The organism is Bdellovibrio bacteriovorus str. Tiberius (genome assembly GCF_000317895.1).
Taxonomy (GTDB): Bacteria; Bdellovibrionota; Bdellovibrionia; order Bdellovibrionales; family Bdellovibrionaceae; genus Bdellovibrio; species Bdellovibrio bacteriovorus_F.
Genome location: NC_019567.1, coordinates 3106044 through 3119028 on the forward strand (window position 1 = coordinate 3106044; position 12985 = coordinate 3119028).

Annotated in this window: 8 protein-coding genes; 2 read left to right on the plus strand and 6 right to left on the minus strand. The window is 51.2% G+C overall.

Annotated elements, in window-relative coordinates; translation table 11 throughout:
- Window positions 1-104 precede the first annotated feature (104 nt).
- Window positions 105-572: a hypothetical protein gene (locus tag BDT_RS14825; RefSeq protein ID WP_158320243.1), complete on the plus strand. Its 468-nt coding sequence runs from the start codon at window positions 105-107 to the stop codon at window positions 570-572.
- A gap of 43 nt (window positions 573-615) precedes the next feature.
- Here the strand turns inward: BDT_RS14825 and BDT_RS14830 are convergent, their stop codons facing one another.
- Both BDT_RS14830 and BDT_RS14835 read right to left on the minus strand, forming a co-directional pair.
- Window positions 616-1575: an OmpA/MotB family protein gene (locus BDT_RS14830; protein WP_041577929.1), complete on the minus strand. Its 960-nt coding sequence runs from the start codon at window positions 1573-1575 to the stop codon at window positions 616-618.
- Window positions 1576-1577: 2 nt separating this feature from the next.
- Window positions 1578-2387, minus strand: a complete 810-nt coding sequence (locus tag BDT_RS14835; protein ID WP_235046148.1) for a motility protein A — start codon at window positions 2385-2387, stop codon at window positions 1578-1580.
- A 156-nt stretch (window positions 2388-2543) separates the two neighbouring features.
- Here BDT_RS14835 and BDT_RS14840 point away from each other — a divergent pair, with 156 nt between their 5' ends.
- Window positions 2544-2975: a hypothetical protein gene (locus BDT_RS14840; protein ID WP_041577930.1), complete on the plus strand. Its 432-nt coding sequence runs from the start codon at window positions 2544-2546 to the stop codon at window positions 2973-2975.
- Here BDT_RS14840 and BDT_RS14845 read toward each other — a convergent pair.
- The 4 genes from BDT_RS14845 to BDT_RS14860 are packed head-to-tail and all read right to left on the minus strand — an operon-like array spanning window position 2972 to window position 12983.
- A complete protein-coding gene (locus BDT_RS14845; protein ID WP_015092052.1) occupies window positions 2972-4195 on the minus strand; it encodes a hypothetical protein in 1224 nt (407 codons plus the stop codon). The genes BDT_RS14840 and BDT_RS14845 overlap by 4 nt on opposite strands.
- Window positions 4185-5594 carry a vWA domain-containing protein gene (locus BDT_RS14850; protein ID WP_015092053.1) on the minus strand — a complete coding sequence of 470 codons (1410 nt, stop codon included), beginning with the start codon at window positions 5592-5594 and terminating at the stop codon, window positions 4185-4187. The genes BDT_RS14845 and BDT_RS14850 overlap by 11 nt, the downstream gene beginning before the upstream one ends.
- Window positions 5591-6763, minus strand: a complete 1173-nt coding sequence (locus BDT_RS14855) for a hypothetical protein (RefSeq protein WP_015092054.1) — start codon at window positions 6761-6763, stop codon at window positions 5591-5593. Before BDT_RS14855 ends, BDT_RS14850 begins: the two co-directional genes overlap by 4 nt.
- A 43-nt stretch (window positions 6764-6806) precedes the next feature.
- On the minus strand, window positions 6807-12983 hold the full coding sequence (locus BDT_RS14860; protein WP_015092055.1) for a hypothetical protein: 6177 nt from the start codon (window positions 12981-12983) through the stop codon (window positions 6807-6809).
- Window positions 12984-12985 lie beyond the last annotated feature (2 nt).

Genomic DNA, 12985 nt, shown 5'->3' on the forward strand with positions numbered 1-12985 from the left:
TTGCGAATGCGGAATTTCAAGCGCCGGTTATCCGCGCGAAGATGTCCATGTTCAGTACGACTGTATCCGCTGGTGAACAGGTTAACGAAGAGCCCTTAGGGTCCATGTTAACGCTCCAGCCGATGGTTCTGTGGAACTTCCCATCCATCAATTCCCGTATGGGAATCCATTATATTATGGATTTCTCAAGTAATTACGGCTTCACCCCTATTTCCGGTATCGGACTAACGGGCTATTACTATCTGAAGGGTTTGCCGGCTTCTTACGAAACGACGCCGGACGACACGCTGGTGCAGAAATCCAAGCCCGGCTTCTTCACCTTCGCCAGTTTCACTCCCGTGAACTTCAACTTGAATAAAAAAGAATCCACACCAAATGCCGGTGATGGTTTTTCTTTCAGTGCTCTTTTGTATGAATTCATGCTGGGTGTGGGTTACGAATACCCGCTTCGTCCCAATGCCCTGATTGCCGTGGAAATCTCCACGCGCGAAGCCAGCGGCGGAGACGGCAGTACGAAGTTCAGCTACTCAGGTCTGGGTCTGGGGATTTCCTTCACAACTTCCTATTACTAAAAATAAAAAAGCGGCCCTGAAGGCCGCTTTTCTTTTTGGCGGATTACTGTGCCGCCGGGGGATTCAGATCGGTCTCAAATTTCTGAGCCTTGTTTTCCAAATCCTGGATCTTTCTTTGTAACTTATCCAGCTGCTGCTGTTTACGACGCTGCTCCTGTTGCTCCTTGTGGCGCTTCTGGGCTTCATCGAATCTTGCCTGGGCCTGTTTCATTTTTTCCTGCAGGCTGGCTTCACGCTGCTGATGCTCCACTTCTTCCTTGGTCAGCTGCTTCGAGAACTGTTTCTGCTGAAGCTTGTAAGCGGCTTCGGCATCGTCCAGTGTCACAGCCACCACCACACGCCGGTTCAGGATTTTGTTGGCTGGGATTGACGCCCCTGCCTTGTCCACTTCCGGTGCCAGCGGGTGACTGGATCCGAAACCAGCCGCTGATAGCAACTTGGCGTCGACTCCACTTTCCTCAAAGTAACGAACCACAGAACTTGCACGCAAAGACGAAAGTTCCCAGTTGGATTTCACCAGACCGCTTTGAATTGAATCGCTGTCGGTGTGTCCTTCCACGGCAATCTTGTTCACGCCTTCGATCGAACGCAAAGCACTGACCACTCGGCGCAGATTCGGCTTCGCCGCATCTTTCACCTCGACTGCACCGGAATCAAACAGCACTTCGCCGTCGAATTTCAGCAACAGGGTGTTATTGCCATCCTTGATGATCTCCACGCCGTTCAGGTCGCCAGAGCCCTTCAGGATATTCATGATCTTTTGTTCAGCCAACAGGGCCGCACTGACTTCCTTGATGTTACCACCGAAGTACTTTGCCACTTCCTTGCGAACCAGATCGAACTTTGTATTATCGAAGCGGGACATCGAATACATAAGAACGAAGAAGCCGAAAAGAAGCGTCATCATGTCGGCGTAACTGACAAGCCAGTTGGATTCGTCATGAGCCATTTCATGCTCATGCTCCTCCAAATGCACTCTGCTGCGTTTATTACGCTCTCCCATAATTAAGCCGCCTTCTTAGCTGTATCCACTTTCAAAGCACCGTCATCCTCGCGCTGCGCAGGAGACAGGAACGACTTCAGATATTCTTTAATGAACAATGGATGCTTCTTTTCGTGAACCAGCAAGATGCCTTCTTTGATGATTTCACGCAAAGTCACGTCCGCCTTGGAAACCGTCTGAAGCTTTTCAGAAATCGGAATCAAGACGAGGTTGGCCACAACCAGACCATAGAAAGTCGCCACCAGAGCGGTTGCCATCGCAGGACCGATACGATCCTGAGCACCCGGCTCACCCAGAGTTTGCAACAGGGAGATCATCCCCAGGGTCGCACCCAACAGACCGAATGCCGGCGGGAAACGGGACATGGTATGCCAAACTTTGATTTCTTCATCATCACGTTTCTTTTTACCACGCAGGGCATTTGTCAAAACGTCTGCCAGCTCGTCGTAGTTGAAACCGTATTCCACCAACAGCTTCACACCGTCTTTGATGAACGGATGGGTTTCCGGCTTCATCAAAGCAGAAACGGTTTTCGGGTCACGACGATAGGCTTCGGAGATTTCCACGATCGTGCCGATGGTGCCCAGATAGTCGACTCTTTCACGACCCAGCATTTTGCGTGTGACGATTTTCAAGGCTGTCCAAAGACTCTTGAAGTTGAAGCTCAACAGAGCCACCGTCAGAGTACCACCGATTACCAGCACGATCCCGTGCACATCGGCGAACACCTTTGGATTCTTTGCTGCATCGAGGATAGAAAATACTGCAATACTGACTGCAGCCAAAATACCTAAAAGCCCCGCTATATTCATAGTTCCTCCGGAATATATACAATTGTCCAAACATCGTTTCGGAGCCCCGAGGGATACTCGAAACTGTACCAAGGCTTAGATTTGAGGGTGTTCCGCAGTTGAGACTAAATTACCTGTTCCGCAATTCTATATAATGAAGGGAACAGGGAGAGTGGAATGACGAGCCTTATTATTGGTGCATGTCTTGTGATCTTTGCTATCGAGGGACTTCTGATCAGTCTGGAGTACTTTAAGATGCAGAAGAATACAAAACTGCAATCCGCACTGGATAAAGCCAACAGTGATAAAGACCTTCTGGGCCAACGTCTGGTTCAGGCGGAACGCGATCTGCAAAGTGCGCGCGCTGAAGTTCAAGGCATCTACGTTCTATGGAACAAATCCCTGGAATCTGAAAAAACCATGCGCCATGAACTGCATGTTGCCAAGACTCAACTGACCTATCTGGCTCAAAAAGTGATTCAAGGGGTTCCGGCTCCGAAAGTCAGCCCCCAGGCTGCCTACTGGGACACTCAAGAGCGCACTGCGGAAGTGGCCGTTTCCAAAAACGTCCACCGCGAAAGTTACCAAGCCAATATGGACTTCCTCTAAAGAGGACACTGCAAGAGCGCATATTCCACCCCGCTCTTGCTGTTTTCAACAAACAGGTGTCTCCCGCCTGGAAGCACTGTCCACAATCCCCGCTCTGAAATCGCCTTCACCGCCACCTTGTCTGTCACCGCAAATTTCTTTGATTCCCCTGCCGGAGCCGCCACGGTCAGACCGTATTCCTTCAGAATATTATAAGGTCTTTTTCTTTCAGCAAACCACACGGCGCGAGGCTCCTGTTCACCATAGACTTTGTACTCTTCGCGATAATCCAGAGGTTCCCCGGTTTCAACGGCCAAAGCCGCCGGTGCCCCCTGCAAATGAGTCAAAGGATAGAAGGCCCATTTTTCATCACGCTCCAGCCAGCTGCTGGTTTTAAATCCGATCTGTTCATACGGTGCCACCACAAAGTCCGAGAACGGATTGGTGCCGGCATCCACGGACAGCCTTTGCGTTTCAAGGCTTAAACGATCCGGTGCCACTTTATAGACAGCAAAGTCGTGACCCTCGCCGCTGGAATAAGCCAGCAGACCCGGTTCGATGCGCACACGGGCTTTGCCGTTGGAATACTCCTGCCCGCACTGCAGGACACTGAGCATGTTGCCGGACTCAACCCCCATCAGGGTGTCCGGTGATCTTGGCACTTCACGCGGAATCACGCTTTGCCAAGCCTGGCTGTTGTAAAAGCCAAGGCGCCCGTTGGCCTCCAAAGAAACAAACGTGCTTTGGTTCAAACGTCTAAAGATCACATCTGACTTCCAGTTGTGCCCACAAACCCCCAATTGATTCAGCATCGTTGCATTGTCTCCGTCCATTCGAATCGGCAATGTCCGCCCGCTTTCGGTGCGCACAAAGGCCATATTGCCGAAAGTCGCCGCCAGGGAATATTTGGATTCTTCGAAAGGATAAATAGCATTGGCAATGGTGGACTTGGCTTCGAGATACGGAGTGAAGTCTTGAGCAAAGCCCAGTTTATTCACCACCCATGTGTCGCCCTTGGCATTCAAAGTCAAAGCCCGGTATTCACCATCAGAAAAACGGTCCATCGCCGCCAGCATGGAGGTCTGCTCGAACCGGCCGGATTTCACCGTCGCACATTCCGGAAGTTTAGGACGAGGCTTGCTGTTTTCAAAAACCATGGCCAGCACCAGCCCCAGAGCAATCACAACCGCCAGAATCACCGGGACTTTAATAAAAAACGGAATGGCTTTTTTATTGGTCATTTTTCACCTTGCTGCAATCCATCTTCACAAGTCCACTGTTGGAACCCATGATCACATCCTTAAAGACGCATTTTTCATCCACGCGGACTTCGTAGACGCCCTTACCCAGAACCAGTGGCACATTCGTCAGATGATTTCCCAGCAGCGCAAAGCGTCCGTCATAGACGTAAATGCCCCGCACCTTGGGATCTTCCACCACCAAAGCCCCGGCTTCCTGAACATCATAAGTGTATTCAGCATTGGGAACAATCAGGTAGTTTTCCAAAGTCTTTTCAAAGAAAGGATCACGATAAAGACGAATCGCCCACTTGCCCGTTGGCAGCGGAACACGCACATCACTGGTGAAGCGCTTGATTACTTTGCGGTTGGAATCCAGAAGCTCGATCTTCATCAGCTTTTCAACAAAGTTTGCCTGGAAGAACCCCTGTCCGCCCACCTTCAGCGTCACCTTTTTTTGAGGTGGGATGATGAACTCTGAAAATTTGTATTTGGGTTTCAGATTCACGATAGCCAGGTACTTGCCCGGAGGAACTTCAATCCCCTGAGAGGCATGGAATTTACGATAGATCTCGTTCGGGGAATCCGCCCGGAACAAAAACACCGTCGCGTTGGGCTGAGGGCTGCTGACAAACAGGTTCTTACCCGGATTCAGCTGCTTGTCCAGATCCTGAAACAGCTCTTCCAGCTTTTGTTCGTCATCCGCCTGGTTCATGTCACCAATACAGGCCAGCTTGTTCAAAATATCCGGCTGGTTCTGCAGACCGAAAGCCACGACAAAGAATTTCAAATCCACATCTTTGCCACTGAGTTCCGCCGCGATCTTGCACGGATCCTGACCGCAGGTTTCTTCCCCGTCGGTGAACAGCACCACTCGCTTCGGCCCCTGGTAATGCTCAACATCCTTATAGGCATCCTTCAAAGCCTGACCAATCGGGGTCATGCCCACCGGTTCAAAGCCCTTCACGATACCCTCAATTGCGCCCAGCTTGCTTTGTCCGGGTTCAATCGCCAGATAGTTGTCCTTGCAGTCTTTCTTGCGGCGTGAACCGATCACCCGCAGACCACTGCTGGTCTTTTCCGTCCACTGGGACATCAAATATCGGGCCAGCAGTTTTTTCAGAACATAGATCTTGGTTTTTTTCGGGCCCATCAACTGTCCCATCGAACCCGAGCTGTCGATGACGTATTCCACCAGTGGAATCGCCGTTGATGGCAGGTCTTCGGCCTTCACCTCTGCCGCGGCATTGGCAGGAATCTTGGAAGGATCGAAATCCATATTATCAAGAAGATCTTCAGCCTTTAGTTGAGTCATCCCCTGCGGCACGGAAGGTTCGTCCTTTTGCTGGGCCGAGGAGGCAAAAGCACACAAAGTCAGGGCTATCAGAATCAGCTTTCTCATCGTGGTTTCAGCATCTTTCCGATATAGTCTTCCATACGAAGACCAATCATGATTCGAATGAAGTTCTGGCTTTCTTTGTAGGTGCCACCTTCAGGGATACTATAAAAGCCATCCGGAGCGTTTGTCGGCGCACCCGAGAACGTCACCTGACTGGAGCTCATTCCCGTACTGACATCCACCGAGAACCTTTTAAAGAACGGAATAAAACCCATGTGCACCAGCGTTGTCGCCCCAAGGGAAATTTCCATCGCCGTCCCGGTGGAGCTTTCCCCCCGGGTGACCCCACTGTCCTTCATTGAATAAGACGGGAAGTAAGTCAGGTCGAAGTACACACGGTTGAAGCTCCAATCAAAGGACTTTTCTGAATTAAAAATATTCGGACCAAACAGATAATGGAAGTTTGCTCCAAGCCCCATGCCAGAACCCGTGCTGCTTAAGACATATTCATCATCATTGGCGGTTTTGAAATCCGTGGACTTTGTCACCAGCTTCAGCGTCGGACGCAATTCTTTCCAGATCGGCAGAAAACGGTAATGAATCGCGATCATGCTTTCGCGATAGGTTGTTTCCTTTTCCTCGCGATTATAGGACTTCACCGGCACGCTGCCGCCCGAGCTGCGGTACTCAAGACCGATTCTCCACAGAAAATCGAAGTACCACATCAAATGCGTATCCATGAAGTTGTATTCAAACGTTTTGTACTGATTGGCCTGATTGGGTGACGCACTTTCGATCTTTCCCTGATAAGGGCCGAAATCCAGCTGCACATAACCCTGCTCGTAAGGATCCGGTTCGTCCGGCTGAATGCCCCCGGTTGGCGGAACTTCCGGTTCGTCATACTTTTTTTCCTGAAGGCGCGCCAGACTGACCACGCGGTCCCGAACCTTCGGAAACTTGGTAATGGTTTTTGAATCGAGCAGAATCAGGAACTTCCCATCCTGCATGTTTTCCACAGACCCGCGCGAGATAACTTCGATGTCATCATCCTTGATACGCGCAATGACCACCAGATCACCAACCCGAACCAGCGGTGTTGATCCGACAATCACCACATCGTCATTAACCCCGATGATGGGTACAGAATTTTTCCGGATAACATCCGGATTGATGATGCTGGCAAAGCAGACATTGGCGATAATAAAGATGCTGAAAAAAAGATGAAGCCTCACAGATAAATTCTATGAGGCCTCTCTGAAAGATACAATTTTAAAGCTAGCGGGCGCGGTAAATCCGGCCCTTGCTGCGACTGACAAGAAGGATCTGGCCCGAGTCAAAACTGATGATGCTGTCGACTGGATCCTGCACGGAATTCGCATAGACCTGATAGCTGTCCAGATCGATAGTGAACACCTGATTGGCATCCTTCATCGTTCCTATAATCATGCGTTCATCAGGTCGGATGACCAGACGACGACCCTGCCCTGGCACATCAAATGGCGAGCTGCTGATTTCATTGACCCCGACGAATTGAACGTCGGCCGCCGTCGGAGTTTTTGCTGGTCCGTCGGTCAGGACGGCCACGCCGCCGGTTCCGGTCAACAAGGCCATCACACGGTGAGAAGCCACATCCACAACCAGATCCGTCGGTTTGCAGTCCTGATGTCCAGCGACCCCGTCCCACAACGTGATCTGAGCCACCAATCCAGGTGTTCCCCCAGAACGCACGTTGCTGACATTAAAGACAAACAACTTATGCGATACAGACGGACTGGTCTGCTGAGTCGCCACATAAAGGCGTTCCAGATTCTTATTCAGCACCATACCGGAAATTTTAGCCGTGCCGAAGTTGTAAATCTGAACGGCGCTGGCCGGATTCAGATAATCGTACATCAGCTTGTCCCCGTTATCCGAGGCATAGAAGACATAAGACGAATCCAGGGACTCGGTCAGACGCAAATCAGAATTCATACTGCTGGTGAACAAGTTCTGAGGACAGTCACCGATACACTTGTTTCCTGTGCCCAGACTAAGACCAGTCAGATCCGTTGCCGGAATACGCAGCGCCTCTGTCGTCAGACCAAATGGTCCCACCCGACCGGTTTGCGATGTCAGCAGGATATCAAAGCTGCCGGACGTCTTCACCAGGGCCATGCGTTTAGTCTGAGTTCCCGTCAGCCATGGCAGATCCTCCATAAAGTTCCATGGAGGATTCACCAAAGTTCCGTTAGGTTTGTTCATCGCCCCATTCACCAGAGTCAAATCCCACAGGAAGTGCTTCGTGAACATTCCCAAAGTATAGGTTCCGGCAAAGACCAGGTGATCAACAATGTTTGACCCCAGATTCAGCGTGACCGGCACTTCATTCAGCCAGTTCAGCGCCAGTGGATTCATTGATGGCAGACTTTCCGGACGTGCCGCAAAGATGTCGAACAGTTTTTCTGCCAACAGATAGTTATTGCGGATCTTCACTTTCCATTCTTTGGTGGCCACATAGTTTCCGTCAGTGGCTTCCGCACGGATCATAAATTCACCGGATTTCAACGGACCTGCCCCATCCGGATCCACGGAAGCATCCGTGTCCTTGGCTTTAAATTCAAAGTTTGGTCCCTCGTCATAACGAAGCTCATCATTCACGTACCAGCGATAGAAGAGTGTATCGTTGGCATTCGGATCTGTTGCCGAGATCGAGAATGAAATCGGTGATTTTTCAGATGCCAGCACATCCGTCCCCGCAGGCAGGAAGCTGTCAATCACTGGTGAAGCCTCAAACGGCGACAACGGATTCTGCACTTTCAGATAGAAGCTGACCGTGTCAGTTTCCTGGGTTTTCAAGTCACGCACGCGGACTCGCACCTGATGGCCCGCACCGCCTTCGGCAGTCACGTCTGTCGGGTACGCCGGATTCCAACTGATGATGCCTTTCGCAGAATCGATACACATTCCGTTCGCTTCCGCACATGGGCGCGGCGCTGTTACCAGCGAGTACTCCAACGAGTTATTCTGCGAATTATTAACAATCACCGGATATTTAAACGGTGCCGACGGCATACTGGCCGCCGTGTGAGGCATAAAGTGAACCGGAGTGCCCGCCAGATTCTGCCGAGGACTGACGAAGTAAGCCGGTGCCACCACATTAATACGTAATGGCGTCGCACTGGCAGATCGAGCCAGCGCCAAAGCATCACGATCCACGTCACCGTTATCGTTGACATACAATTCAGCAGAATGCTCGCCAATGTGAGTTCGTTGAGGACACCATTCCAACTTATAACGCTGGCGCAAAGTGCTGCCGACAAGCTCTGGAGTACCCACCGGAGTCAATTTCGGCACGGCCAAGTCCGCATTCAGATTCGTACCGTCACCACACTGGGGAACTGAAACGTTACGTTTGTAAGTAGCATCATAGGTGGCAATTTCAGGAGCCCAGGTCGTGCTGTTCGCATGACACGTATAAGGATCTGCCGACACCGGATCCAAAGTTGGATGGCGCAAAGGAACGCCATTGGCATCACGACAAAGCGTCAGCAATGTCGAGAAGCTGCCGCCATTTGGAACATAGGCATCATTGTCATACAGGTAAACATCCTGGCTGAAGTACGTATCAGCAAAAATCCTGAAGTTGTTGCCTGAAACGATTTCGGCAATGGACGGCACCTGATTTTTATTGATCAGACGAATCTTATAGAAGGCATCTGTGGACTGCTGCACATCCGGCATTGTTTTGGCGTCATAGACACGCATTTTAACAACAAGCCCTGCTGTGCCCGAGAACTTTTTCGAATCCGCATCTGTCGGATTCCAGACCAGCTTGGCTGTTGTTTTCGAACCAGGTCCCGGCGTCAAAGCTTCACGCTTTTCGATTTGAACACTGAGGCCTTCCGGTCGTGGCACCCAAGTGGAGGTTTTTAAATCATACACCTGGGCATCCAGATCGAAGTTCACCGTCTGAAGCTCGGATCCTTTGTTGTTATCCACAGCATAGATATTATAGAGCGACTCGGTAGCCTCATTGAAGTCACCCAACGTCAAAGGCGTACCCAAAGCCGCGCCCGATCCCCCCGCTAGCGGTGTGAAGCTGCTGTTGGTAAGGACAGGCTTGGTGTTGATCTCTTTCACCACCAAGGTGACATTCGTGACGGTGCTTAATGTTCCCCATGGTGAACGCTCAATTGCCGTCACCTTGAAGCTGAAGTTTCCGGAATAATCAGCCGCATTCGGCGTGTAACGGAAGTAACACTTGTTTGTCTTAAAGTAAGTCTGGTCCGCAGCCGCTGGCACCGTTGAACACACATTCGTGCCCGTACAAGCAGAGTTGGCAAGTCCCGTTGTACGACACACGCTCCACTGACCGACGGGGCCTGTTCCGATCTTTTCAACGGTGAAGGTGTAGTAGTCTTTTGGATCCAGGGGATACCAATAGTCATCCAAATTGTAATACGGAGTTGGCAACTTTAAAGCACTGTCGGCAACTTGAATCAAACCATCCTGCAAGTTAGTACCTTGAGTTGCGATGATTGTCGGGCTGCTGACGATAATCGACGGATTGTTGACGTCGGTAAATCGCAAAGACGCCAGGCGATTGTTGGCAATCGGTGTGGCCGTTGTCCAACCCACATTCTCGACCCGACGAACCCATCTGTTGATAGTCAGCGTACCTACCGGCATCACCAGAGGATCAATCAATTCGTAATAAGTGTAATTGGCCGTACGAACCCGAGTCCCGGCCGGCAGGTTGATCGCCGTGGTCCCCGTCGCCCGGAAGAATCGGGCAATACCCTGGTGCTCAAAGACCCCGGTGTTTTCCACTTTCAAATTGGAAGCTTCCGGTGGCAGAACATTCACGAACGTATTAATGGCTTTGGCCGGCGCACGATAGCCATCCAGTGCCCGCACGCGGAACTTGCGATAGATATCCACCTGATTCGATGTCCCGCGCTGAACAGAGTGCTCATTCCAGTCATAAAGGCCTGGAGGATGCGGCAATGTTGGTGACCCGGCTACAACCGTTCCAGAAATCGCCTTCACGGTGAAGGCCGGTGAACCTGCCAGCGTGTTACTGGAGGTCAGGGCCGTTCCGTCAGCAATCAGAATTGGTTTTCTCCACACCGGGATTGAAACACTGGCTGTCCCGATCGGCATCACAATGTCATCCGGAGTTTCAAATTCCATTAAACGGGTTGCCGTGCGCACCACTGTCATTTTAGGAATTGTGATCGCTGTCGTGGTTGTCGGACGACTGAACGTGACAATCCCACGATCATACAAGGCCGCCGGATTCGTCACCGTAACACCCGCCGGAACCGCTGTCCCGATCACCGTGACAGTATTGGCCGCGGCCGTAGTACCATCAGCAATCACCGGGAACAGGACTTCAAGATCACCCGCGTTTATCGTGACAGCCGTCTTGGGCTTAAAGACGATATTGCTGCCCGGAACGGTGAATGTGTTCGTGGTCGCAAAAGTTCTGGCGGCGGTATCCTCGCCCGAACGAGCGAAGCGTACATACCCCGCAGCCATACCCGCAATATCCGCAGATGTATTCATGATACGAATACAGAATGAAGAAGCATTTCGACGATAGGTCGGTTCATCCATCCCCACCATACGACGCAGAATCAGCATTTGATTCGTTCCGCAGTCCACAACGTTGGTCAACGAGTCAATGGCCCCTTTATTGGTGTTCGTGCCCGCCAAGCTGAAGTCATAGGCTTCAAGCCATAGCGGATCATTATCCTTGTCCGAAACAGTGTAAGTAATTTGGTTCTGAATCTGATTGGTTCTGACCTGAACCGTCTGATCCGCCCCTGCCAAGCAGGGTTTGGTATTGCGATCGGCGGCCGTCAAATTCAATGTGATCGGAGCTGCTGCACCGTTGTGATTGTCCTTCAACGTGACAATGAAAGTGCCGGTTTTCAAAGTATGCAGCGGCTTCCACAGGAAAGTATACCGAACACGGTCCACCAAAATTTCAGGTGAACCCACCTGCGTGATATAAGTCTTTAGTGTGCCGGCTGTCGTTACGACCAATTCATCAGGCGGAACTGCCGCATTGGGCCCGATATTGTCGGCATCCTGGAAATCCAAATAAAACTGATAAGGAGCCGCCCCATCCGGAACTTCGTTGGCGCAATAGTCATACTCGATTGCACTGTCGGCGATCGGATTCACCCCGCCCAGCATGATGGGGGCAGAGTTGGTGTCTTTTACGGTGACCTGCAAGTTGGCCAGCGTCAAACCACCCAGAGCATCGGTCACTTCCAGCATGATACTGTTAAGACCTTTTCGTGCGTCTTCATTGTTCGGCGTCCAGCGCACCGTCACTTCACCGGCGTTGTTGATTTCGGTCGGCGCCATCACATTATTCAAATACAGCGGATTGGAACCAGCAATGGCATCCGCCACCACTTTTACGGCATCCCCGTCTTCATCTTTGAATTTGACCAGACACACCCATTCCGTGTTTTCGTTGACCGTCGCCGGACAGTTATAGCTGTAAGTGGGACGACGATTGACGTTTTCAACCAGCACCGGCCAGTCGACACGGCTGATTTTACCGCCGTCCGAAAGGATGACACTCATTGTATAGGGCTCGGGACGACCATCATCATAGGTCGGATCCCAGCGCACGATGCCCTCTTCGGCCGTGCGCAAAACACCTTCCAGCATCCAGGCATAAAACACCTGATCCCCATCCGGGTCTCTGGCGGTGGCGCGAATTTCAATTTTTTTGCCTTCTTCCACCCGCTGCTGCTGCACCTTGGTGGTGGCCTTTTCATCCAGCACCGGCGGGCGGTTCAGAATTCCAAATGGATAAGGCTCGACGGTGACATCGCCGTCGGTGTTAAAGACGAAGTCCACACCGAAGGATTTCATATAGGTCAGGAAATCATAGCTGTTCGACAGACCGTTACGGATAAATCGATACAACAGATCCGGATTGAATTCCGGAGAAATACCGAACAGCGCCAGTCGCTCTTCACGGAATTTGGTCACGGCGGCGGTGATCTTTTGAATTTCATCAGGCGTATAAGTGCTAAGATCGCGGCCCGGATAAGTCGAAAGCAGGTTATAAACCAGCGTCGTATCAAGACTTGGCTGAATGATAGCGTCTGGATACACGACGGCATACCACGGCAAGGTACGGTATTCCATCACCACTTTCAAAACCATGGCGCCGGCAGGGCTCAGTCCCTTCGGCATGATGGAACGGATGAAATCCGGTTTCGCATCGGTGGTCATATCCAGCAGGTTTTTGGTTTTCTTTTCAGTCTGAATGAACTCTGTCAGGTACAGAGAGAACTTTTTCGTGCTGGCCGGGTTGACCTTGGTCATATCAAATTGCAATAGACTGCCCGGAGGAATAACGATTTCACTCGATTTCCCCTGCTCTTCAAGACAGCCTGTCAACCAGACTGTCGCCAGAATAAGCGCCAAAGCTTTTAATACCATCC